We start from the raw sequence: 23073 nt of genomic DNA on the forward strand, positions 1-23073 counted from the left end.
GCGTCTCAGTATGCCCCGCTCGGCTGCACCATGACCTTGGCGGTGCGCCACATGATCTGCAGGTCGTTCATCACGGACCAGTTCTCGACGTAGCGCAGGTCGAGGCGGACGCTCTCGTCCCACGACAGGTCGCTGCGTCCGGAGACCTGCCAGAGGCCGGTGATGCCGGGCTTGATGTAGAGGCGGCGGAAGACCGTGCCGTCGTACGCGGTGACCTCGCTGGGCAGCGGGGGACGCGGGCCGACGACGCTCATGTCGCCGACGAGCACGTTCCAGAACTGCGGAAGCTCGTCGAGCGACAGCTTGCGCAGGATCTTGCCGACGCGGGTGACCCGGGGGTCGTCCTTCATCTTGAAGAGGAGACCGGCGCCTTCGTTCTGCGCCTTGAGGGCGGCGAGCTGCTGCTCGGCATCCGTCTTCATGGAGCGGAACTTCACGATCTTGAAGCGACGGCCGTCGCGGCCGACGCGCTCCTGGAAGAACAGCGCGGGTCCGGGAGAGTCGAGCTTGATCAGCGGCACGAGCACGAGAGACACGAGCCCGATCGGGATCAGTGCGAGAGTCGCGACCGTGACGTCGAGAGCGCGCTTGAGCACGTGGCGGCCGCCCTCGTAGCTCGGGATCTGCACCTGGATCAGGGGCAGCCCCTCGACGGGGGCGAAGGAGATGCGGGGGCCCGCGACGTCCGTCAGGCGGCTGGAGAGCACGAGCTCTGAGGCCGTGCCCTCCAGCTGCCAGCTCAACTGCTTGACGAACTCGGGGTCTCCGTCGGGACGGCTCGCCACGATGATCGTGTCGGCCCCGAGCTCTGCGGCCACGGTCGCGACCGAGTTCACGTTGCCGAGCACGGGGAACAGGGTCCCGTCGACCTCGACGTCGCGCGCGTTGCCGTCGAGGAGCGTGGCGCCGACGACCTGGTAGCCGGAGGCGCCGATCGGGTGCAGGGTGCGCACGACGTACTCGACGTCGTCCCTGTTGCCGACGACCAGTGTGCGCGAGGCGAACCGGCCGTGCACGCGCTGCGCGACCAGCCAGTGGCGCCACGCCCAGCGCGTGATCAGCAGCGCGAGCAGCCCGACCGGAAGTCCGACGAGCAGGACGAGCTGCATGTGCTGCCACGCGAGCAGCACGCCGATCATCGCGATGATCCCGAATGCGAGACCGCTGGCGTTCGCGACGCCGCGGTACTCGGTGGCGCTGGCGCGGAACAGGGCTGCATCCCGAGTGTGCAGCACGCTGAGCGTCAGGTACCAGAGCGTACCCAGAAGGATGCCGTCACGCAGGGCCTCTTCCCCCGCGGCACCGGTCATCAGCTGGATCGCTGCTGTGACACCGACCGCGAACAGGATGACAGCCGCATCCGTGATCCGCAGTCGCATCCGGTAGCGACGCTCCCACTGGCGGCGTCGCTCGAGTGTGGCGGACGCGCGCGGTGTGACCACCGTGCGTGAGACCGCCTTGGTGGCCCGCGGAGCGGCGACCGGCAGGAAGACGGAACCCGTGCGAGTGATGCTCACAGCATCTTCGACGGACGTCATGCCGAGGCCTCGTGAGCCTTGAATGTACGCAGAAATCCCCAGTGCGACATAGTTTCCCCAGTAGTTCCCCAGACCACGAACCCCACGCTCGCGGCATTGCGTCTGCAACCCGACCCCTCGGGCCTGCTGGATCATCGTGACCCCACGTCACGATTCGCGAACGCCGTCCCACACGGGTTCGCATGCAGCAGGAACTGCAGACCACATCACTCTAGCGGATGGAGGTGGCGGAGGGAAGGTATTTCACACGAGTGGATGAACCGATATTCCAGAACACGCGCTGTGGTGCGAATTCGGCCCGCTATTCTGACCCGGTGACCGCCACCTCCGCACCGCGATTCCGCCTCAGTAGGATGCTCCCGCGAGACCCGGCCCAGCCGCATCGCGCCGCCAGCTCGCTGGAGCTCTTCTTCGATCTCGTGTTCGTCGTCGCCGTGAGCAGGGCCTCCGCAGAGCTGCACCACGCGCTCGCCCACGGCGAGTTCGCGCACGGCATCACCTCCTACGCGATGGTGTTCTTCGCGATCTGGTGGGCGTGGATGAACTTCACGTGGTTCGCCACCTCGTTCGACACCGACGATTGGCTGTACCGCGTCACGACGATCGTCCAGATGGGCGGCGTGCTGATCCTGGCCGCCGGCATCCCGCAGGCCTTCGCCGGCAACTTCACCGTGCCCGTGATCGGCTACATCGTGATGCGGTTCGCGATGATCGCGCAGTGGCTGCGCGCCAGCCGCTCGAGCGAGGGGCCGCTGCGCGCCGCCACCGTCCGGTACGCGGTGGGGATCGGGGCGGTGCAGGTCCTCTGGATCCTCTTCCTGCTCATCCCGAGTGGACCGCTGCAGCTCATCGCCTTCATCGTGTTCGCCCTCATCGAGATCTGCGTACCCGTGTTCGCCGAGTTTCGCTATCAGACGCCGTGGCACCCGCACCACATCACCGAGCGCTACGGACTGTTCACCCTCATCGTGCTCGGCGAGAGCCTGCTCGCCTCCGCGAACGCGATCATCACGGCGATCGACGAGGTCGACGCCCTCGGGCCGCTGATCGGCATCTCGGTGCTGACGCTCGTGGTGACGGCATCCCTGTGGTGGATCTACTTCTGGCCGCCCCACCACCGCGCCATCACGACGTTCCGGAGCTCGCTGCGGTACGGGTACACCCACTACTTCGTCTTCGCTGCGGCTGCGGCGTTCTCGGCGGGTATCGAGGTGCAGCTCGGCGTGCTCACCCACGAGAGCCACCTGTCGGCGATCGCCGCCTCGCTCACGGTGTCCATCCCGATCGCGGTCTTCCTGCTCGGCGTGTGGTGGGTCGCCATCCGCGACAACGCCGATCGTGTCGTCAACACGGTCGTCCCGATCGGCGCCGCGCTGGTGCTGATCGACGCGGTGCTCCCCACGTCGGTCGCCATCACCGCCGTCGTCATGGTGGGGATCGTGGTCACCCTCGTGCTCCGGCCTCCCGTCGCGCGTTCATAGATTCCGCAGAGAAGAGGCAAAGGGTCCTGCTCGACTCCTCCGCGAACCTGGTGACAGCACACCAGACGTGCGCACGAGAGGAGCCAGATCATGAGCCGTATCCCCGAGCCGACACCGACCCCGAACGGCCCCGCCTACGAAGGGCGCCTGCTCGATCACCCCGACGAGGAGGTCGTCGATCAGGGGGCGCCGTTCGACATCCGCACCCTGATCAGCCGTCGCGGCGTGCTCGGCCTCGCAGGGATCGGCGTGGGCGCGGTCGTGCTCGCGGCATGCGCCCCGGCCGTGTCGAGCTCGACCACCGCGACGACCGGGACCGGAGGCGACTCGGCGACGACCGGGACATCGAGTGGGGAGATCCCCGACGAGACGGCGGGGCCGTACCCCGGCGACGGCTCGAACGGGCCCGATGTTCTGGAGGAGTCCGGCATCGTGCGGCAGGACATCAGGACCTCGATCGACGGTTCGGCCACCGCGGAGGGCGTTCCGCTGACGTTCGAGTTCCAGGTGCTCGACATGGCGAACGGCGACAAGCCCTTCGAGGGCGTCGCGGTCTACGCCTGGCACTGCACGGCGCAGGGCGAGTACTCGATGTACTCGGAAGGGCTCGAGGACGTCACGTACCTGCGCGGCGTGCAGGTGGCGGATGCCGACGGGAAGGTCTCCTTCATGTCCGTCTACCCCGGCTGCTACTCGGGACGCTGGCCGCACATCCACTTCGAGGTCTACCCCGATGTCGGCTCGATCGACGACTCCGCGAACGCCATCGCGACCTCGCAGATGGCGATGCCCGTGTCGTCGAGCACCGAGGTCTACCGGGAGTCCGCCTACGACGGATCGGCGCAGAACCTCGGACAGGTCACTCTCGCGAGCGACAACGTGTTCGGAGACAACTCGGGCGCCTCGCAGCTGGCCACGGTGACGGGAGATGTGTCGAACGGGTACACGGCGACCCTCGTCGTCCGCGTCGACACCACGACGGCGCCGACGGCGGGCTCTGCGCCGTCCGGGGGTGGGGGAGCCGGCGGCACGCCTCCCGTGCACTGAGAACCCGCGACGAGAGTGACTCCCGGCGATGTGCTCCGTCGGGGGCTGAGCGGCGAGAGAACCGATCTGCTATAGTGAAGATGCAACGTGTGTGATTTGCCCCTCTCGGCCGACACGTCGCCATTGATCAGGGCCATTACGGACCGCATGCATCGACGCGTGCGCAGTCTGCCCTCGATCTCACGAAATCTGCGGTGCGCCTGCGCGCCCGCCACAAAGCAATGAGCACCACCATGAGCAACACCACCTTTCCTCCGTTCGACCCGTTGACCTGGAAGCAGGCCGACGATGATGTGCACGTCGCGACGCGTGACGGTGAGTTCGCCGGCTTCGTCGAGTTCGACGGCACCGCCCATCTCGTCCGCGACAACCGCGGCACCGAGATCGGATCCTTCACGACCCTCGACGACGCGTTCCTGGCGCTGGAGGAGGCTCAGGAGTCGGCGCATCGCGCGCCGACGTTTCCCCTGAGCCTTCCTCGCGCGCTGCCGCGCCGTCCGCGGCGCGCCAGGGCCTGAATCGTATGCCGTTCGGCGTATGCGGACAGGTCTAGCCTGAGGTTAGCGATCGGCATCCGCCCTTGGCTTCCATAGCTCAAGGGCTCCCGATCGACAGGAGAGCACCATCTCCATCACACAGGTCGATAAGACCGCCGCAACCGCCACGCTCGGACCGATCCGGCAGACGTACTCCGGCAACGCGGAGTTCCCGCCAATGGCGCACGCCTACAAGCAGGTGTCGCAGGTCGTGAGGGAGACCGGGCTGCTCCAGCGCGCCCGCTGGTTCTACATCCTCGTCGGCACGGGCATCCTGCTCGCACTCGGCGGTGCCGTCACGGGCTTCATCCTGCTCGGCGACAGCTGGTTCCAGCTCCTGATCGCCGGCGCGCTCGGGCTCATCTTCACGCAGATCGCGTTCCTCTCCCATGAGGCGGCGCACCGCCAGATCCTCAGCACGGGCCCCGCGAACTTCCGGCTCGCCCGCATCCTCGCCGGCAGCATCGGCATGAGCTACTCCTGGTGGGACTCCAAGCACACCAAGCACCACGGAAACCCCAACCAGGTCGGCAAGGACCCCGACATCGAGGTCGACACGATCTCCTTCCTGGAGACGGATGCTGCGAAGTCGCGCGGCCTCATCAAGCTGATCACCCGCAAGCAGGGGTGGCTCTTCTTCCCACTGCTGACGCTCGAGGGCCTGAATCTGCACTACATCGGCCTCAAGCACCTCATGACCAAGAAGAACGTCAAGGGACGCTGGACCGAGCTGGGCATCATCGCCCTGCGCTTCGCGATCATCCTCGTGCCGGTGTTCCTGATGCTGCCGCTCGGCATGGCGTTCGCCTTCATGGGCGTGCAGCTCGCCGTCTTCGGCGTGTACATGGGCGCCTCCTTCGCGCCGAACCACAAGGGCATGCCGATCATCGACCCGAGCGCTCGACTGGACTTCTTCACGAAGCAGGTCCGCACCTCCCGCAACATCCGCGGAGGCTGGTGGGCGACGACGCTCATGGGCGGACTCAACTACCAGGTGGAGCACCACCTGTTCCCGAACATGCCGCGACCGCACCTGTCCAAGGCTCGGGAGATCGTGCGCGACTACTGCGCGGCGAACGACGTGCCGTACACGGAGACCAGCCTCGGCCGCTCGTACGCGATCGTCATCGAGTACCTGAACCGCGTGGGCCTGGCCGCCGGCGCTGATCCCTTCGACTGCCCCGCGGTCGCCCAGTTCGGGCGTGCGTAGCGAGAGTCCTGCCTGACAGGGGCGCGATCGGCTTCGGCCGGTCGCGCCCCTTCTGCATCCTCTGCGTGCGATCGGTAACTTAAGGTATTAAGTTACCGATCATGGATCTCGCCTACGAACTGCACGATCTGGTCCGCACGCTCGACAGGTGGGCGGAGCGGATGCTGAAGCCTGAAGGGCTGAGCTACAGCCGCTACGTCGCCCTGGTGATCGTGTGCGAGCACCCGGGGCTCACCGGACGTGACCTCGCCAGAGGGCTGGGGGTCAGCGAGCCCGCTGCGAGCGGCCTGGTAAGGGCCATGCTGCGCGACGGACTCGTCGAGAACATCGCGCCCGAGAGGGCGGGCAACATCCGCCGCCTGCGCGCGACCGACGCGGGGCACGCGCTGCAGAAGAAATGCGCCGAACTGCTCGGAGACTCTCTCGATCGCAACGCCCGCACGATCGGCATCGACCCCCTTCACCTCGCAGGCGTCATCCGCACCCTGCATGACGAGGTGCGCCTGGTGCGTGCCGCGACCACAGAGGAGCCCTCATGATCTTCGCCGTACTCGCCGCCGCCCTCTGGACGGCCAGGCTCGGCATGTTCGTCGCCCTGCACATCGTGCGCAGCGACTACTCGCCCGTGAAGCACGCGGTCAGCGACTATGCGGTCGGGCGCACTCGCACGCTCAGCTCGATCATGACCTGGACCACCGCCGGCGGGTGGGGCGCGCTCGCCGCTGCGGTCTGGTTCGGGCTCCCCGAGTGGAGCGACCGAGTGGGGGTCGCCGCCTGGCTCGGCGTTCTCGCAGTGATCTTCGTCGCCCTGCCGTTCGTGCCGACCACGCTCGAGGGCGAGGAGATGACCACGATCGGGCGCCTGCACATGCTGGCCGCCGTGGCGTGGTTCGCGATCAGCTACTCGTGCATGGGCAACTTCGTCAGGCTTGCGGAGAGCACGGTCGGCGGTGGTCTGGCGGCGACGCTCTCGGTGCTCAGCGTGGTGACGATGGTGGCGCTCGTGGCATTGATCGCCTCGCTCGTGCTGCCGTGGCTCCGCTCCCGGACCTTCGGCATCGCCGAGCGGGTGTTCATCGTCGCGGTGAACGTGTTCTACCTGATCGTCGCGATCATGCTGCTTCTCGGCTGACGGGGCCCAGGGGCGGCCGTGCCCACGCCGCGGACCGGGCAGCGATCGGATCGGAGAGCGGAACGCCAGAGGGGGTGCGAGCGGAAGACCGCTCGCACCCCCTCTGGGCGAAGATGTCGATCAGCGGGTGGTCGACTCCTCGGCGTCGACCACGTCGATGGTGATCTTGCCGTCGATGGTGGCGGCCTCGTCGTCGAGCAGTTCGTCCTCGAGGACCTCGTCGCCGAGGAACACGTCGGCGGGCTCCGCCTCGATGATCTCGGCCTCGAAGGTCTCGACCTCGTCGTCGACGTCGTCGATCTCGACGTCGTCGGAGGCGGCCGCTGCGGCAACCTCGGTCGCACCGGCGACGGCCACCGCGGCATCCGCCTTCGGGGCCGACGCAGGAGACTCGTCGCTGAACACGCCCTCCGGACGGATCATCTCGCGCACCTCGGCCATGAAGCTGGCGAGCTGCTGCTGCTGCCAGCGCAGTTGACGCGCGTGGTCCTCGGCGTCCCGCAGCACGGTGGACGTGTGCGTGGTGACCGAGTCGACGATCTTCTGCGACTTGACCCGAGCACGGTCGAGCGTGTCACGGGCCCGCACCTGCGCGTCGGCTTCGATCGCGGATGCCTGCGTGCGCATCAGGCGCTCGTAGTCATCGGCCTTCGCGGAGATCCGCTGGGCGTGGTCGAGCGAGGCGGCGACCTGCTCGTTCGCATCGGTGGTGATGCGCTCGGCGTGGGCGACGGCCTGGTTGTGCAGCACGAGGAACTCCTGCTGAGCGTCGTCCTGGCGGCGAGTGAGCGTCTCCTCGAACTCGAGGACGCGCGCGTTCATCTCGCGCACCTCGCGCTCGGCGTCCGCGCGCAGCTGCTCGGTCTCGCGCGTGACGAGCGAACGGAGGGCGGCGGCGCCCTTCTCGGCCTCGGTGCGGATGGCGGTGGCCTCCTGCGACGCCTGGTGCACCTTCTCGGCGGCGTGCGCCGACTCGCGCTCGAGGCGGGCCTCGTGCGCCGTGAACTCGGTGTCGATCTTCAGACGGATCTGGTCGGCGTCATGCTGGGCGTGCGCGATGATGCGCGTCGCGTCGGCGTCGGCCTCGGCGCGCTGCGCGGCGACCTCCTCGCGGGCGGCGGCCATCAGACGGTCGGCCTGCACCGCGGCGTTCTGGATGAGGACGTTGGCCTGCTCCTCCGCCACGCGCAGGATCGCCTCGAACTGCTCGCGCGAGGGTGCGTCCTTGCCCTCGGGCCGGGGCGCGTCGACGAGTTCGTTAGTCAGGGTGGAGACCTGCTGCTCGGCATCCGCTGCCTGCGCCTTCGCGGCGGTGAGCTCGGCCTCGAGCACCTCGCGGGCGGAGCGCTCCTCGGACCGCACCGACTCCAGGGCGTCTTCGTGGCGTGCCTCGGCATCGGCGAGGTCGGCCTTCAGCTGCTGCAGCTGGTTGCGCAGGGAGCTCAGGGCCGAGTCGACCTCGGCCTTGTCGTAGCCGCGGAACGAGGCGGTGAACCCGCCGGTCGAGGACTGGTCCTTCGGAGTCTCCTCGATCAGCTTGTCGAAGAAGTCGTTGTCGGCGGGAGTTTCGCTCATGGGTCGGCCTTTCTGGCGGGGCCGTGGCGCAGACCGGTCGTGGGGCCGCGCAGGCCTGAGGAGGAGGGGCACGCGCACCGCGAAGACCTGCGATGGCGCTGTCATCCAGCCTAGCCGCGCTGCCTGTGAGTTGTGCAGTCAGTTCTGACGCGCGATCGCCGTGATCACAGCGATCATGTCCTCGTCAGGGACCGTGGCTGCGGCATCGGCGAACAGCGCGCGGCCGAGCCCGATGACGCCGACGTTCATGAGCGCTCCTCGCGGACGATCCTCCAGACGGCGGGTTGTCCGGTGTTGCGCGAGTACTCGACGCGGACGCCGTCGGCGACCGAGATGTCCTGAGCCCCGGCGCCCGAGGCGACGCGGGAGCGGAGGTCGCGCCAGAACTCGAGGTTCTGCGGCATCCCCAGGTGCTCGCGTGTCCGCTCGATCTGCATCCGTGTGCCGTCTGGATCGTCGACGAGGTGAACGACGGCGTCGTCCGGTTCGACGAAGCGGATGCCGTAGGCGCCGCCGTCGAGCGGCGTGAACCGGCGCGGCTGCTGCAAGACGACGCGGTCGACGATCTCGCGCGCCACGGTCGCGGGCGCGTGGATCACCAGGGGCGTGCCCAGCTCGGCGAGGAGCCTCTCGTTCTGCGACGTGGCGACCTTGTGCCCTGCACGGTCTCCCGCTGAGCGCGACGAGCGCCGGATCCAGCCGGGGAGGAAGAACATCAGGACCACCAGCCCGACGATCACGATGGCGAAGAAGAGCGTGCCGTCCACGCGACAAATCTACGGGAGCGGAGGACGTCCGTCATTGCTCCTATTTAGCAGCAGTGCTAGATTGCGAACATGAGCGATGAGGTGACGAGCGTCTTCGAGGCACTGGCGCATCCGACGCGTCGGCAGATCCTGCAGGATCTCAAGGACGGCGAGCTCGCGGCCGGTGAGATCGCGGCGAGGTTCGCGGCGAGCGGGCCGACGATCTCGCGGCATCTCCGCGTGCTGCGCGAGGCCGGACTCGTCACCGAGCGACGCGATGCCAACCGCATCCTCTACTCCGCCGTCACCGATCGGCTGGCCTCGTCAGTGGGGGACTTCCTCTCGGCGGTGTGCCCCGAGCAGATCGTGCTGCGCGAGGTGCGCAAGCGCCGTACCGCCGCTCCCGCGGAGGACCGGCTTCCCGCATGAGCATCGTGAGGGGTGTGCGGGCGCAGCTGCGTCGACGCCTCCTGATCAGCTACCGTGTCGATCCCGCTGTCGCGGCGTCACTGCTCCCCGAAGGGTTCCGCCCGCAGCTCGTCGACGGCTCCGCGCTCGCCGGAGTCTGCGTGCTGGGACTGGAGGCGATCCGGCCGCGATGGTTCGCTCCGCGGTGGGGGCTCCGTTCGGAGAACGCCGCCCACCGCATCGCCGTCGAGTGGGACGGCCCGGAGGGGACGGAACAGGGCGTCTTCATCTTCGAGCGGCACAGCTCGGCGTGGCATCCGGTGCTGTTCGGCGGGCGGCTCTTCCCCGGCGTGCATCACCGGGCGCGTTTCACGACCCGTGAGGGGAGCGGCCGTTACGCCCTGACGATGGATGCCGGCGCCCACAGCATCGCCGCCGACGTGGAGGTGGGCGGGGAGTGGACGAGCGGCTTCTTCGACTCGGTCGACGAGGCGTCGGAGTTCTACCGCGCCGGACGCATCGGCTGGTCGTACCGCCACGACGGTCGCGAGGTCGAGCCCGTCGCCCTCGCCTCGGACGAGTGGGCCGTGGAGGGCGCACGGCTGTACAGCCTGCGGTCGTCGTTCTTCGACGCGCTCCCCGAGGGCGCCGCGGTCTTCGACAGCGTGGTCGTCATGCGCGACCTCCCCGTCGTGCTGTCCGCACCTCAGCCCAGCAGTGTGACCCCCGTCGCGGTGGTCGTCCAGGGCTAGCATGACCGCATGCCTCACGCGCATCCGCCTCTTCCTCAACCGGACTCGGCCGAGCCCCTTTCGCCCCGGGATTTCGCGCGGTGGTATGGACCATGGGAGCCGCTGACGCCGGCGACGATCGCCGATTTCCTCGACGGGTTCGACCGTCCATGGTGGATCGTCGGCGGGTGGGCGTTGGAGAAGGCGACCGGTGTCTCCCGCGCGCATGAGGATATGGACGTCTCCGTCGCGCACTCTGACGCGGAAGCGCTGCGGATCTTCCTTCGAGATCGTGGGTGGACGACGTGGAACGCGGACAGCGGATGGCTGAGGCCGTTCGATGACCGCTTTCGCGAGATCCGCAGCGACAGCGGCATCTGGGTGAGAGCAGATGCGACGTCGCCGTGGGTGCTCGACATCCCGCTGACGCCCTTCCGGGGCGGGCGGTGGACGAACAAGCGCCTGCCTGAACAGGAGCATGACCTCGACGAGGTGACCTGGATCGGAGAGGACGGCCTGCGATACCTGAATCCCGAGATCGTTCTCTTCATGAAGATGTGGCAGAGCCGGGCGAAGGACGTCCTGGATGCCGAGAGGACTCTGCACCTGCTGTCGGCGCCGCAGAAGCACTGGCTGGCGGCGGCGGTCGGCGCGGTGGACCCGGAACACCCCTGGGCTGAGGTCAGCCCAGCAGCGCCATGATGAGCACCAGCACGGGCAGGCATCCGATGGTGGTCAGGAAGACCGTGTCCCGCGAGATCGCCTCGCCCACGTCGTAGCGCTGCGAGTAGTTGAAGACGTTCTGCGCGGTCGGAAGGGCGGCGAGCACCACGACGATCAGTGTCTGCTCCGACGAGAGTCCGAAGAGCAGGGCGGCTCCCCACGCGACCACCGGCATCGCGATCAGCTTCAGGATGCTGGCGAGGATGACGTCGCGGCGATGTCCGCGAGTGCCGAGCACGCGCTGTCCGTGCAGGGAGATGCCGTAACTGATGAGCAGCACGGGCACCGCGGCGTCGGCGATGAGCTGGACGGGGTCCATCACGATGTCGGGCACGCGGATGCCGAGCACCGACACGAGCGTGCCGAGCAGGGAGCCGATGATGATCGGGTTGGTCGCGGTGCGCACCAGCGTGCGGCGGATCGAGACCGTGTCGCTCGTCACGGCGTCGAGGATCGTCAGCGAGATCGGCGTGAACACCAGCAGCTGCATGAGGATCACGGGTGCGGGGTACGCGGCGCTGCCAAGCAGGTAGATCGATAGGGGGATGCCGATGTTGTTCGAGTTCACCTGCCCCGCTGAGAGGGCGCCGATGACCGTCTCGCCGATGGGACGCTTCCACCAGAGCCGCGCGAACAGGACGTAGACGACGATCACCGCGACGGCCGCGATCGCCGAGACGGGCAGGAGCGAGGAGAACAGCATCCCGGCGTCGGCGTGGGCGAGCACGCTGAACAGCAGGAACGGCGAGAGCACGAAGAAGATGAGGCGTCCGAGGACGTGCCGGGCATGGGGTCCGAGCAGATCGATGCGCCCGATGACGTACCCCAGCGCGATCGCGACGCCGACGACGGCGAAGCCGGTGAGCGTATCGATCATGCTTCGAGCGTAGCGAGGGTGGGGGAGGGGCCTGCGCGGCGGTTCGCGCGGATGTCCGCTACTGCGGGGAGTACCTCAGGAAGAGGTCGACTCCGTCCTCGGAGTACAGAACGAAACCGTGGCGTTCGTAGAGGCGCTGCGCGGCGCTTCCGCGCAGCACATCGAGCCGAAGATCTCCGGCTCTGTCGCCGGACTCCGCCACTATGCGGCGGAGGACCTGTCCGCCGATTCCCTGCCCCTGGTGGTGCGGCGAGAGGTAGAAGTGCTCGATCCACAGCTCGTCGCCGTCGGGGCGGACGGCGACGAACCCTGCGTCCTGAGCATCGACGACGATGACGCGGGTGTGGGCGGGCGTGAACGCGTCGAGGAAGCGCGTCCGCACGCGCTCCTCGTCGAAGCGGCCGAGACGCTCCAGGTCGGCGCGCATCGTCTCCGCTCGCACCTCGGCCATCCACGGCGCATCCGTCGCCACGCTCGGTCTGAAGGTCCAGTTCGCTCCCATGCCTGCCATCGAACCAGCCGGTGCCGTCCTCGCCAAACCGCGGGTGCGCGACGCGCTGATCGGCTCGGGACGCCGATACGGTGGACGAGCATGCGACGACACGGGCGAGAGGGTGCCGACAGGATGACGATGAACACGACACCGCCCGCGGGGATCCGCAGAGCCACACCCGCCGATGTCCCCGAGGTGCTGCGGCTCTTCGACGAGATCATCGCGTGGTTCGTCTCCATCGGCAACGAGGGCCAGTGGGGCGTGGAGCCCTGGTCGACGCAGGAGCGGCAGATCGCTAGGGTGACCGAGGCCTGTGCGCTGCCGGGAGCGTGGATCTCCGAGCATCCCGATGTGGGTGTCATCGGTGTGCTGGTCCTGGGCGACGCGATGGACTACGTCCCGGCCGCCGAGGAACCCGAACTGTACGTGCGACTACTGCTCGCATCGCGGGATTCCCGCGCTCGGGGCACCGGCAGGCGGCTACTCGCCTTCGCCGACGACGAGGCGCGCGCCGCGGGAGTGGATCGCCTCCGCGTGGACTGCTACGGCGGAGGCACGGGAGCGCTCGTGGAGTTCTACGAGTCCTGCGGATACGAGCGCATCTCGACCTTCGATGAAGACGGCTGGCCAGGGCAGTTGCTCGGGCGGAGACTCGGCTGAGCATGGAACTCATCGCAGACGACGACCCGGCGCGGATCGACCGGCAGTGGGTGTGGCGGATGCTGTCGACCGAGGCCTACTGGCACCGCTGGCGCACGAGGGTCGATGTCGATGCCCAGCTCGATGCCGCGTGGCGGGTGGTCGGCGTGTACGACGCGGACTCCGGAGCGCAGATCGGATTCGCGCGCGCCGTATCCGACGGCGTCAACGACGCCTATCTGGCCGACGTGATCGTCGACCCAGCGGCGCGCGGCCACGGCGCGGGTGCGCTGCTCGTGCGGACCATGATCGACGACGGCCCTGGGGTCGCGTTTCGCTGGACCCTCTTCACCGGCGACGCGCACGGTCTCTATGAGAAGTTCGGGTTCGGCGCCCCCGATGCGACGGCGATGGTCAGGCCGGGGAGGCGTCCGGTCGGGCGGTGAGTCGGGTCACGAGGGCGTGTGGTCTCGTTGCGCTCGACGAGCGGGGCGGAGGGCGATCCGCTTGCACGGCGGCAGCGGTGGAGCCACCACGGGCAAAGCAAAACCCCCGCCATGTAGAAGCTAGGCGAGGGTTTCTGGGACCGTTGTAACGACGGTCCGTGTGGCTCCGACGGGCGTCGATCCCGTGACCTCACGATTTTCAGTTGGATGCGGTGAGGTTGGGGGTGCTCGTTGGTCGCCGTTCGTCGCGTGAGTCCGCGGAGGTTGTCATGGTTGGTCGCCGCTGGTTGAGGATGGCTTCAGCAGAGCTACCGGCACAGAACCGGCACAGGCTGTTGCATCAGACTTTGAAAGAAACGTAGTCGTTGGCCATGAACGCCTCGACCACTTCGCGTTGCGCTGGGCTATTCGTTTTCAAATTCTGAACCAGGCGAGTTCGATCCAGAATATTGACTTCAATGCTCGTCACGTATTTGAAGGTCTCATGGTCCGCATGATGAGGGATCGCGAGGAACGGCACCGGCTCTACCACTTCTCCGAAAAACTTCTGCCAGTCATTCGTCACGGGCTCCTGTGCCTTGTACCGCCACGAATCGCTGACTGCGCAGGTAACTTGGCCGATAAACAGCCAGCGCCCATGGCGGGGAACGCCCCAATCGAGGTGCGCGACGATATCGACATCCTCATCATTGGCGTTCTGTCTACGAGTTGTCGCGTTCGGGTTGATCGGGATGGAGAGCTCTTGTCCGAGCGCATTCATGGTGCGAACGAAGTCATACCCGTTCGCCCGCGAAAGTGGGCCCACGCGTCCAACTCGGAGCCCCACATTCTCGAGCGAATCGCCTACTACCTCTTCCAATAGATGTTCTACTGAACCCGGAGTTGAGATCTTGAATGCGTGGCTCATCGTGATCGCGAGCAGGCTTACATACGCCGAATCAAGTGGGTTCAGACCCTCAGCCCGCTTCAGTACCTGACGATGAATGGTGAACGGATACTTATCTCCCAAGGAATCCGCCCGCTCGAGGATCGAGGTCCACGCCTCGTCAGCGAGATCCGCAGGCGTCCAAGGTGCCTCGGGGTTGCCCTGGTCATCAACTGTGTCTTCTCCACCAGGGCGCAGAATCGGTGCCACCCGGGTGTACGTCTCCGCAACCAGATCGCGAAGTGAAGAGAGTTTCACGCGCTTGTCCCGAAGTGCTACGACCTCGAGATAATCTGCGAGGAAAGATGCTCGAGCTAGTGTCCCGTACTTGTCAAGCTGGGGCTCAATCTTCGCCATCGAGCCGGTCCTTCACGAGTGCGTTCAGCGACCGTGCAGTATTGAACACGCTCGCTGCGGACTCAACCTCCTCTGCCCCGATCTCGTAGGAGTCGATATTCCGAACGATGAGTTCCAGGCTCTTGATAATGTTGCGGAGCTTCTGGGGCAGAGTCGAGCCATCGGCAACCTGGGCTGCGAGATCTAGATCGCGCGAGGTGAGAAGTGTCTCTCGGGCGGCGTCGTGAGCTAGGACACGGCCGTACGTGGTGACGTCACGCGAGTCTTGTAGCAATGCAATGCGGCTTCCCGCGGGCGGAACCATGTCGTCGAGCACGATCGCGAGATTCTCTCGATCGAGGTGGCGAAGGCGGTCTTGGATCGTCGCATAATCCAACGCATCGCCCAGGCCGATGAAGCTACGAACTTCGGCGCTATTAAGGAGACGATTCCACACGCCGAATCGCTCCCTAAGAACGACTTTCGCGGGCCCGGTAAGGCCTAATTCATCGCGCGCTACTTTAAGGGTCTTGAGCGCCAAGTAGGGTCCACGAACGCCCAGAGCGTTGGTGCCTACGCGCTTGCCGACATCCTTGAACGGGTTGGCGCTACCACCTGTCGCGGCGTTCTCAACTTCAGTTTCGAGATAGCGAGCTTTGGCCTCCGCACTCCAGGTCTTGATACCCCCAATATGACGGTACCCGAGGAACTTTCGGACTTCTTCGTCGCTTGACACGATCACACATGGAACCTCGCGAAGCGCATCGAGTTGTGGCTGCGTCGGTTCAGTGTCGAAGTCGAACTCTAGATCGGCGGCTTTGGCAGCGTCGGTCTGTAGCAGGATCTGAATAGTTGAGAATCGCCGGTTTCCTTCCACCACGATGTACTCATCCGCCTTGGCTGTCGTGCGGACGATAAGTGGTTCGTGATCGAAGAAGCCGTTTTGAATCATCGACGACGCGAGTTCTTCTAGGGTCGATGATTCTTCGAGCCACGCGAGCATCTCTGCTTCCGATGCGCCAAGCAGGTCTTCCGGGAGTCGGGGGTTCTGCGGGTCCAAATGCAAGCTTGTCACGGGCAGTCGAACAATTCTCGGTGGCGGCTGAATTGCGGCGCGAGATGCCGATTCATTAGACAATGTCTTGTCCTATCCGTGAGGCTTCGGTCGTTTGTGTGTCCGGTACGGCTGATGCACGCGGCGAGGGACCGCGGCCTGTGCCACCATGGGAAGCCTTAGCGCCGATGAGGCCGCGGTACTCCCGCCGAACTGGCTCCGGTTCCGCCAGCTTAGGGGGTTCGGAACCGGCTCGCGTGATCGCAAGCTTCGGCTTCTCAGCGAACGCTCGGCCGAGTGCCTGAAGGATTGCTGATCCCATCACTTCTGCGAGCAGGGCTGGGGTCGCGTTGCCAGCCTGCTTGACTTGTTGGCGTTCATCTCCGAGAAGCGCCCAGTCGTCCGGGAACGTCTGGAGGCGTAGCTGTTCACGTATCGTCAGGTGGCGATTTTCCCAATGGAATGGGCCCGTTGCTGGTCCCGGCGATGCTGAGAGCGTCCACGAAGGTTCGTTGGGCGAAAGCTTGAGCAGGAAGTTCCAGTACCTGGTTCGGTACCCGAACAGTTCTTCACCGCCCCCTCGGCTCGTCAGCCACTGGTAGTTGGCACCAGCTGGGATGCTTTCGAGAAGGCCCTTCCATTTGCCTGCGGAGCGAAGAGAGTGGGACCCTCGAAGATCTCCGATCGCATCCCAAGCGCGAATCGGAGTGTCTGAGTGGGTTGGTGTTGGCCACTCGAAGTCTCCCCCGTCTCTCAGGGCGACAACGATTACGCGTCTACGGTTCTGAGGGACTCCGTAGTCCGCGGAATTCACCAGCCGCCACTCGAGACGGTACGAAGACCCGGTCTCTTCAGCTATTGCGTCGAACTCCCGCTGGAGGTATTCGATCGCAGAGTGGCGACCTTGGACAAAACCAAGCACATTCTCCATCAGGACTGCTTTAGGGAGGAAAGATCTAATGAGTTTCATGGTCGCGTGAACCGTCTGGGCGCGAGGATCCTCCATCCCGCGACGCCCAGATGCGGCCCACTGGGCCGCGAGTGAGAACGGCTGGCATGGAGGTCCACCAGCCAGTAGATCGAGGTCTCCCTTTGATAGCCCAAGCGACTTCGGTGAAAGGGTCTCTGCCGCGACTAGGACATCGCCCTGGGCAAGGTGCGTCCACTCCGGTTTGTTGTGTGCGAGGGTAGCCGAAGCTGCTTTGTCAATCTCGATAACTCCGACGTGATCGAACCCTGCCGCCTCGAGGCCGATGTCCATGCCGCCCGCGCCCGAAAATATAGATAGCGCAGTTGGCTTACTGAGAGAACTCATGCTTCGAGCTCAGCACGAGGGAGTGCACTTGTCAATTCGGTTGCGTAGCGCACCGAGGAGCGCCCGCCCGCAGCGAAGCGAGGACGGACGCACCGCAGGTGGCGCCGCCGGCCGGAGGCCGGCCTTGAATGAGCAAAGAAAGTTCTCACAGCTCGTCGTCCGCGCTTCGGATCGCCCTGTTCAGACGCTCAGTCTTCTCCATTGCCCCTGGCCACGGATGGAAGTTTGGGTCGGCCTCGGCGGTCGACATGGCCTGATCTAGTGGCTCGGACACTCCCCGATAGTCTTCGAAACCGAGGGCGCGGATACCGACGCGCAGAGCATCAAGGTTTGGCTCAGTAGAGAGAAGCGCCTCAATCGCCGCGACGGTCTTCGGCGTGTACCGCTTCGCGAATGACTGGGTGATCGCCCCCTGCGCGGCCGCCAATTCACCAATAGGAGGTTTTGGCTGGTGAAACTTGTGGGTGTACGCATTGAACAGACTGCGATAGTCGCGCGTAGCACGGTCCGCAGCCTCCGACGCGGCGGACATCTCAATGAACGAGGCGTCATGGTCGCGTGCCTCGCCGCCGCCAATCTTTGCCGTATTCATAGTCGCGACCGCATCGGCCGCCCGTTCCTGTAGGAGCTGTAACACGAGGCGGACAGGACGGGGAACCACCCCCCACGCGGGGATGAACGTCAGTAGTTCGCCCGTTGCGCTGTCGCGCTCAAAACTCAGGGCGTCACCGTTGCGATGTGAGCTCGGAGCAGGGGGAAGGACTATCGGGCCCTCTCCGAGGCTGGGGTGGGTGGTCTTTGCCTCGCTCATCTGAACATCTTACTCAGCACGAAGATGGGTTGGCCAGTGAGCCATAGGTGTGCCAGTAAGAAAAAGGTTGACTTCGAGCACGCATGGCGGTCGGACTTAGCGAGTAGGCAAAAGGTTTACTAACTGAGAGGAACGAGTCATGGCTTTGCAGTTCCGATCGGGAACAGACTCGCCTGCGCGTGTTCGTTGTGAATCGTATAGAGGTAGACGAGGTTCGTCTTGCCGCACACACAGATGCCAGTACCTCGCGGGTCCTCCTCGACGCCGACCACCTGCCATTCTTCGACTGCATGCGACCAGCGCCTGGAAACCGAGGCGGCGAGGACCGCGCTCCGCAACGTCTCGAAGTTGTGTGAGCTCATAGATCCTCCTGGGGAGAACCTAGCGGATGGCTGCTAGATGAGCCGTCGAAACCCGCAGCGAATCGCCTGCCACCGGCACAAAACCGGCACAAGGTCTATGTCGAGGGCGTTACGTCCCGCGGCGTTCGTTCGACGGTCGGAAGTCCCGCCCGCCCGACGAGGGGCCGGAACAGTCCAGGGGAGCGGCTCGGAAACCGACCCTCACCAGGGCAAAGCAAAACCCCCGCCATGTAGAAGCTAGGCGAGGGTTTCTGGGACCGTTGTAACGACGGTCCGTGTGGCTCCGACGGGCGTCGATCCCGTGACCTCACGATTTTCAGTCGTGCGCTCTACCAACTGAGCTACAGAGCCGTGCGACCGGCGAAACCTGTCGCATCTAGACGAAAGGCCCTCTCCGAGAAAAGGACCAATCGCACAGAGCGACCCTGACGGGACTTGAACCCGCGACCTCCGCCGTGACAGGGCGGCACGCTAACCAACTGCGCTACAGGGCCATACTTGTTTTCAATTGTATCGGATGAGTGACCCCAACGGGATTCGAACCCGTGCTACCGCCGTGAAAGGGCGGCGTCCTAGGCCGCTAAACGATGGGGCCGAAGTCTGTCCCGGGGGACTTCCTTGCCGACGCTCAAGCATAAGGGATGTTTCAGGCAAATCGCGAATCGAGGGCGAGTCTGCTTCCGCCCGGGCGTGTTCGGGAGGACGATGGGGGTGTTCACCATGCCCGCGAACCTGCTCCACACCCTGTTGCGGATGTGAAAGTTGTTGTTAGTGTGGCATGAGTGAAACCGGCGGAAGGGGCCGTGTGAACGACAAGCCATCTATGGCGGATGCTGCGGAAGCGGCATCCGTCGACTGCGGGTGCGCACCCACGCCCGCCGAAAGCCGTGCCTTCTGGAAGAACGGCTCGATCACCCGTCGCAACGCCCTCGGGATCGGCGTGCTCAGTGCCGTCGCCCTCAGCGCGTTCGGGGTGTCGTCGGGCGTCTCCGCTGCGTATGCGGCCTCGTATCCGAGCTGGGACGACGTGCAGCGCGCCATGGCGAGCGAATCGTCCAAGGCTGCGGAGGTCACCCGCATCCAGGGGCTCATCGACGGTCTGACGCAGAAGGTCGCCGAGACCCAGGCCGCCGCCGAGAAGGCCGGCCAGGAGTTCTACGACGCCCAGCAGGCGTTCTTCGACGCCGCCACCAAGGCCGACGAGCTGCAGAGTCAGGCCGACACGCAGGCGGCCACCGCGACCGAGGCCGAGCGCAAGGCCGCGCAGGTCGCCACCCAGCTCTACCGCGACGGCGGAGACGACACGTCTCTCGAGCTCTTCTTCGCAGGGTCCGCCGCGAACGCCGACGATCTCCTCTCGCGCCTCGGCACGATGGACAAGGTCTACGGCTACACCCAGACGGTGTACGAGACCGCCGTGAAGGCGCGCAACACCGCGCAGTCGCTGAGCGATCAGGCCGAGGTCGCGCGCAACGAGCGCGATCGCCTGCAGAAGCTCGCCGAGCAGAAGATGCTCGAGGCGCAGGCCGCAGCGGATGCCGCGCAGGCGGCGCTCGACGAGCAGACGGCCAACCTCGCCACGATGCAGGCTCAGCTGGCCGCCCTCAAGGACCAGACGGCGACCACCGTCGCCGGCTACCAGGAGGGTGTCCGCGTCGCCGAGGAGGAGCGCAAGCGCCGTGAAGCCGCGGAGGCCGCAGCTGCAGCCGCCGGCAACAACGGCGGGGGCGGCGGAGGCGGCGGTGGTACCGGGGGAACCCCTGGAACCGGCGGCTGGGTCCGCCCGCACGGCGGTCACCGCAGCGCCGGCTACGGCTCGCGTCCTGCGCCCTGCAGCGGATGCTCGACCTTCCACCGCGGCGTCGACATCGCCAACGGCTGCGGCGCGGCGATCTACGCGGCCCACGCCGGGACGGTCGACTTCGCCGGCCCCAACGGCGGCTACGGCAATTACATCCGCATCCAGCACGGCAACGGCGTCGGCACCGGCTACGCGCACATCAAGCCGGGCGGCTTCGCCGTCGGCCGCGGCCAGCAGGTCAGCGCCGGACAGGTCATCGCCTACGCAGGCAACACCGGGAACTCGGCGGGCTGCCACCTGCACTTCGAGGTGTACATCAACGGCGGCACGGTCAACCCGATCGACTTCCTCGCCCAGCGCGGCATCTCGGTCTGAACACCCGCCTCACGGGCGCAGACCTCATAAACGAAGAGAAGACCCCCGGCCGCTGAGCGGAACCGGGGGTCTTCTCTTCGTTCAGACGTCGAGGGTCAGTGGCCCTGCTCGCCGAAACGGACGATCGCCTCGTCGAGGATGCGCTGCGCCTCGGCGGCGTCGCCCCACTCGTCGACCTTGACCCACTTGTTGGGCTCGAGGTCCTTGTAGTGCTCGAAGAAGTGCGCGATCTCCTTCTTCGTGTACTCGGCGATGTCGCCGATGTCCTGGATGTGTGCCCAGCGAGGGTCCTTCGACAGCACGGCCACGAGCTTGTCGTCGCCACCGGCCTCGTCGCTCATCTTGAGCACGGCGACGGGACGGACCTCGACGACGACGCCGGGGTAGATCGCGTGGTCGAGGAGCACGAGCACGTCGAGCGGGTCGCCGTCCTCGCCGAGGGTGTTGTCGAAGTAGCCGTAGTCGGCCGGGTACCCGAAGGTCGTGTAGAGCACGCGGTCGAGGTGCACTCGCCCGGTCTCGTGGTCGACCTCGTACTTCACGCGGCTGCCGCGCGGGATCTCGATGACGGCGTCGTGTGCGCCCATGCGTGTGCTCCTCAGAAAAGACGGTTGGATGCCGCGGACCAGCCTACTCGGGCCGCGCGCTCACGCGGAGTCGGGGCCCGCTCGGGTCTAGGCGTCGGTTCCCGTCGCGGGCGAGGACGGGGGAGTGCGCCGTCGCGAGAGGCGGCTCAGCAGACGGCTCACGGGATCGCTCAGGAGCAGCAGGAACAGCCCTACGTAGCCGTTGGGGGAGGCGAGCACCGCGATCAGGAGCGCGCCCGCGAACAGGATGATCGCCGTGACATCGCCGATCACCCCCGCACGCAGCGTGTCGGCCGGCGCCGTCGTCAGCTCGGGGTGGCGCGACAGATAGATCCAGCCGGCGAGGGTCGTGACCTGGGTCATGATGAGCGTTCCGATGTAGACCACGGCCTGCAGCGGATCGGTGTCCATCTGGCCGATCATGGCGGTGGGCACAGGCAGCCACACGATCGTGGCCATCCAGGCGACATTGATCCACAGCAGGGGCGCGGTGATCAGCTCGACGTCGCGGTACTGCCGGTGGTGGCCCATCCAGAACGTCGCGATGAGGAGGAAGCTCAGCCCGAAGCTGAGCAGCTGGCCGGAGTGCTCGGACAGGAACTCCGCCGTGCCGAGGTGCCCGGATGCCGCCTCCGACACCGATTCCATGAGGGGGAGGATGAGAAGCGTCATCGCGATGGCGACGACCGCGTCGACGAACGCCTTGAACCGCTCGGTCGTGAAAGTCCTCATGCCGCTGTGATCTGCCACGGCGTCAGACTAGTCCGCGCGCTTCCCGTGCGGAGACGGACGCGCGGATGCCGGGTGCGTGCCCTAGCGTGGAGGAGTGCCGTCGCTCCCACCCGCTGTCGCCGAGATCCGCCTCGCCGTGCGCACCGCGCTCGCAGAGCTGCCTGAAGGAGCGACGGTCATCGTCGCCCTCTCCGGCGGCGCCGACTCGCTCGCGCTCGCCGCGGCCGTCGGCTTCGAAGCGCCGAAGCTCGGTCTGCGCGCCGCATCCCTCACCGTCGACCACGGACTGCAGGAGGGGTCGGATGCCGTCGCCCTCCGCGCAGCGAAGACCGCAGCGGGGCTCGGTCTCGATCCGCTCGTCGTGAGGGTCGAGGTGGGCGAGCAAGGGGGCCCGGAGGCGGCGGCCCGTGATGCGCGTCATCGGGTGCTGCGGGATGCCGCGTCTGACGTCGCCGCTGCCGCTGTGCTCCTCGGCCACACCCTCGACGACCAGGCGGAGACCGTGCTGCTCGGCCTCGCGAGAGGGTCGGGGGCAACCAGCCTGCAGGGCATGGCCCCGGTGCGCGAGGACGACGACGGTCTGCGCTGGATCCGGCCGCTGCTCGGTGTGCGCCGTGAGACGACGCGCGCGTTCTGCGTGGCATCCGATATCGAGTTCTGGGACGATCCGCACAACTCCGAGAGCCGCTTCGCCCGGGTCCGCGTGCGGGAACGCGTGCTCCCGGTTCTCGAGTCCGAGCTCGGACCGGGCATCGCCGAGGCCCTCGCACGCACCGCGGAGCAGCTGCGGGAGGACGCCGAGGCCTTCGACGAGATGATCCACGAGACGATCGAGGACATCGTCGAGCACGCAGAGGCCGGCATCTCGGTGAGCGTCGCGGCGCTCGCGGCCAACCCCGCCGCGCTGCGGAACCGCATCATCCGACTCGTCGTCGACAGCGAGTTCGGCGCGAGCCTCACCCGCACGCAGACCGTCGAGGTCGCCCGTCTCGCGACGGACTGGTCAGGGCAGGGGCCCATCGACCTGCCCGGATGCTCCGCCACCCGTGTCGGCGGGCGCATCGTGTTCACGGCATCCGGTCGCTGAACGGACGCAGACGAAACGCCTCACCTGACGTTCGACGTCGGATGAGGCGTTTCGTCTCTGTCGCTGCGTTCCCCCGCTCGGCGACTCGGGCCGCCAGGCGACCGGG

General features: G+C 66.4%; 25 protein-coding genes and 3 tRNA genes. 13 read left to right on the forward strand and 15 right to left on the reverse strand.

Annotation, left to right across the window (positions count from 1 at the left end):
• Window positions 1–5: 5 nt before the first annotated feature.
• A complete protein-coding gene (locus tag ACFY5A_RS07925) occupies window positions 6–1538 on the reverse strand; it encodes a sugar transferase (protein WP_341940399.1) in 1533 nt (510 codons plus the stop codon).
• Between the two features lie 314 nt (window positions 1539–1852).
• Between ACFY5A_RS07925 and ACFY5A_RS07930 the strand changes: the two genes are divergently transcribed.
• The 6 genes from ACFY5A_RS07930 to ACFY5A_RS07955 all read left to right on the forward strand — a co-directional run bounded on the left by ACFY5A_RS07930 (window position 1853) and on the right by ACFY5A_RS07955 (window position 6944).
• Window positions 1853–3019 carry a low temperature requirement protein A gene (locus tag ACFY5A_RS07930; RefSeq protein ID WP_387232975.1) on the forward strand — a complete coding sequence of 389 codons (1167 nt, stop codon included), beginning with the start codon at window positions 1853–1855 and terminating at the stop codon, window positions 3017–3019.
• Between the two features lie 90 nt (window positions 3020–3109).
• Window positions 3110–4066 carry an intradiol ring-cleavage dioxygenase gene (locus tag ACFY5A_RS07935; RefSeq protein ID WP_387232978.1) on the forward strand — a complete coding sequence of 319 codons (957 nt, stop codon included), beginning with the start codon at window positions 3110–3112 and terminating at the stop codon, window positions 4064–4066.
• Window positions 4067–4299: 233 nt separating this feature from the next.
• On the forward strand, window positions 4300–4584 hold the full coding sequence (locus tag ACFY5A_RS07940; protein ID WP_341940396.1) for a hypothetical protein: 285 nt from the start codon (window positions 4300–4302) through the stop codon (window positions 4582–4584).
• 106 nt (window positions 4585–4690) lie between these two features.
• On the forward strand, window positions 4691–5812 hold the full coding sequence (locus ACFY5A_RS07945) for an acyl-CoA desaturase (RefSeq protein ID WP_308116193.1): 1122 nt from the start codon (window positions 4691–4693) through the stop codon (window positions 5810–5812).
• A gap of 101 nt (window positions 5813–5913) precedes the next feature.
• Window positions 5914–6351, forward strand: coding sequence for a MarR family transcriptional regulator (locus ACFY5A_RS07950; protein ID WP_341940395.1), 438 nt, complete (start codon window positions 5914–5916; stop codon window positions 6349–6351).
• The gene (locus tag ACFY5A_RS07955) at window positions 6348–6944 is read left to right on the forward strand and encodes a DUF998 domain-containing protein (protein ID WP_387232982.1); all 597 of its coding nucleotides are present in this window, start codon (window positions 6348–6350) and stop codon (window positions 6942–6944) included. Before ACFY5A_RS07950 ends, ACFY5A_RS07955 begins: the two co-directional genes overlap by 4 nt.
• Before the next feature lie 120 nt (window positions 6945–7064).
• Here ACFY5A_RS07955 and ACFY5A_RS07960 read toward each other — a convergent pair whose 3' ends face one another.
• Window positions 7065–8519, reverse strand: a complete 1455-nt coding sequence (locus tag ACFY5A_RS07960; protein ID WP_105673964.1) for a cell division initiation protein — start codon at window positions 8517–8519, stop codon at window positions 7065–7067.
• 245 nt (window positions 8520–8764) lie between these two features.
• A complete protein-coding gene (locus ACFY5A_RS07965) occupies window positions 8765–9286 on the reverse strand; it encodes a hypothetical protein (RefSeq protein WP_341940392.1) in 522 nt (173 codons plus the stop codon).
• Window positions 9287–9355: 69 nt separating this feature from the next.
• Between ACFY5A_RS07965 and ACFY5A_RS07970 the strand changes: the two genes are divergently transcribed.
• Genes ACFY5A_RS07970 through ACFY5A_RS07980 form a run of 3 tightly spaced genes read left to right on the forward strand, consistent with a single transcriptional unit; the run spans window position 9356 to window position 11106 of the window.
• Entirely contained in the window at window positions 9356–9694 is a 339-nt protein-coding gene (locus ACFY5A_RS07970) for a metalloregulator ArsR/SmtB family transcription factor (protein WP_341940391.1), read from the forward strand.
• The gene (locus ACFY5A_RS07975; RefSeq protein ID WP_387232987.1) at window positions 9691–10425 is read left to right on the forward strand and encodes a DUF2071 domain-containing protein; all 735 of its coding nucleotides are present in this window, start codon (window positions 9691–9693) and stop codon (window positions 10423–10425) included. Before ACFY5A_RS07970 ends, ACFY5A_RS07975 begins: the two co-directional genes overlap by 4 nt.
• 9 nt (window positions 10426–10434) lie before the next feature.
• The gene (locus tag ACFY5A_RS07980) at window positions 10435–11106 is read left to right on the forward strand and encodes a nucleotidyltransferase domain-containing protein (protein WP_387232989.1); all 672 of its coding nucleotides are present in this window, start codon (window positions 10435–10437) and stop codon (window positions 11104–11106) included.
• Here ACFY5A_RS07980 and ACFY5A_RS07985 read toward each other — a convergent pair.
• Both ACFY5A_RS07985 and ACFY5A_RS07990 read right to left on the reverse strand, forming a co-directional pair.
• Entirely contained in the window at window positions 11087–12004 is a 918-nt protein-coding gene (locus ACFY5A_RS07985; RefSeq protein WP_344011418.1) for an AEC family transporter, read from the reverse strand. The genes ACFY5A_RS07980 and ACFY5A_RS07985 overlap by 20 nt on opposite strands.
• A gap of 58 nt (window positions 12005–12062) precedes the next feature.
• Window positions 12063–12515, reverse strand: a complete 453-nt coding sequence (locus tag ACFY5A_RS07990; RefSeq protein ID WP_387232993.1) for a GNAT family N-acetyltransferase — start codon at window positions 12513–12515, stop codon at window positions 12063–12065.
• Window positions 12516–12635: 120 nt separating this feature from the next.
• Here ACFY5A_RS07990 and ACFY5A_RS07995 point away from each other — a divergent pair, with 120 nt between their 5' ends.
• Both ACFY5A_RS07995 and ACFY5A_RS08000 read left to right on the forward strand, forming a co-directional pair.
• Complete coding sequence (locus tag ACFY5A_RS07995) at window positions 12636–13157, forward strand: GNAT family N-acetyltransferase (protein WP_387232996.1); 522 nt, start codon at window positions 12636–12638, stop codon at window positions 13155–13157.
• Window positions 13158–13159: 2 nt separating this feature from the next.
• Window positions 13160–13582: a GNAT family N-acetyltransferase gene (locus ACFY5A_RS08000; protein ID WP_387232999.1), complete on the forward strand. Its 423-nt coding sequence runs from the start codon at window positions 13160–13162 to the stop codon at window positions 13580–13582.
• 340 nt (window positions 13583–13922) lie between these two features.
• Here ACFY5A_RS08000 and ACFY5A_RS08005 read toward each other — a convergent pair whose 3' ends face one another.
• The 8 genes from ACFY5A_RS08005 to ACFY5A_RS08040 all read right to left on the reverse strand — a co-directional run bounded on the left by ACFY5A_RS08005 (window position 13923) and on the right by ACFY5A_RS08040 (window position 18980).
• Window positions 13923–14864 carry a hypothetical protein gene (locus ACFY5A_RS08005; protein WP_387233002.1) on the reverse strand — a complete coding sequence of 314 codons (942 nt, stop codon included), beginning with the start codon at window positions 14862–14864 and terminating at the stop codon, window positions 13923–13925.
• Entirely contained in the window at window positions 14851–15846 is a 996-nt protein-coding gene (locus ACFY5A_RS08010; RefSeq protein ID WP_387233005.1) for a ParB N-terminal domain-containing protein, read from the reverse strand. Before ACFY5A_RS08010 ends, ACFY5A_RS08005 begins: the two co-directional genes overlap by 14 nt.
• A 127-nt stretch (window positions 15847–15973) precedes the next feature.
• The gene (locus ACFY5A_RS08015) at window positions 15974–17212 is read right to left on the reverse strand and encodes a DNA cytosine methyltransferase (protein ID WP_387233008.1); all 1239 of its coding nucleotides are present in this window, start codon (window positions 17210–17212) and stop codon (window positions 15974–15976) included.
• Between the two features lie 145 nt (window positions 17213–17357).
• On the reverse strand, window positions 17358–18023 hold the full coding sequence (locus ACFY5A_RS08020; RefSeq protein ID WP_387233010.1) for a hypothetical protein: 666 nt from the start codon (window positions 18021–18023) through the stop codon (window positions 17358–17360).
• 137 nt (window positions 18024–18160) lie between these two features.
• Window positions 18161–18385, reverse strand: a complete 225-nt coding sequence (locus tag ACFY5A_RS08025) for a hypothetical protein (RefSeq protein ID WP_387233012.1) — start codon at window positions 18383–18385, stop codon at window positions 18161–18163.
• A gap of 278 nt (window positions 18386–18663) precedes the next feature.
• Window positions 18664–18736 (reverse strand) — tRNA-Phe (locus tag ACFY5A_RS08030).
• A gap of 69 nt (window positions 18737–18805) precedes the next feature.
• A tRNA-Asp gene (locus ACFY5A_RS08035) sits at window positions 18806–18879 on the reverse strand.
• Window positions 18880–18907: 28 nt separating this feature from the next.
• A tRNA-Glu gene (locus tag ACFY5A_RS08040) sits at window positions 18908–18980 on the reverse strand.
• 228 nt (window positions 18981–19208) lie between these two features.
• Between ACFY5A_RS08040 and ACFY5A_RS08045 the strand changes: the two genes are divergently transcribed.
• Window positions 19209–20561, forward strand: coding sequence for a M23 family metallopeptidase (locus ACFY5A_RS08045; protein ID WP_387235908.1), 1353 nt, complete (start codon window positions 19209–19211; stop codon window positions 20559–20561).
• A 95-nt stretch (window positions 20562–20656) separates the two neighbouring features.
• On the opposite strand, the gene ACFY5A_RS08050 is transcribed toward ACFY5A_RS08045, so the two are convergent.
• Complete coding sequence (locus ACFY5A_RS08050) at window positions 20657–21148, reverse strand: inorganic diphosphatase (protein WP_060926386.1); 492 nt, start codon at window positions 21146–21148, stop codon at window positions 20657–20659.
• 87 nt (window positions 21149–21235) lie between these two features.
• A complete protein-coding gene (locus ACFY5A_RS08055; protein ID WP_223587154.1) occupies window positions 21236–21898 on the reverse strand; it encodes a TMEM175 family protein in 663 nt (220 codons plus the stop codon).
• Between the two features lie 76 nt (window positions 21899–21974).
• Between ACFY5A_RS08055 and tilS the strand changes: the two genes are divergently transcribed.
• Window positions 21975–22967 carry a tRNA lysidine(34) synthetase TilS gene (gene tilS, locus ACFY5A_RS08060; protein ID WP_387233014.1) on the forward strand — a complete coding sequence of 331 codons (993 nt, stop codon included), beginning with the start codon at window positions 21975–21977 and terminating at the stop codon, window positions 22965–22967.
• Window positions 22968–23073 lie beyond the last annotated feature (106 nt).

It is taken from the genome of Microbacterium sp. NPDC012755 (assembly GCF_042901325.1).
Lineage (GTDB): Bacteria > Actinomycetota > Actinomycetes > Actinomycetales > Microbacteriaceae > Microbacterium > Microbacterium natoriense.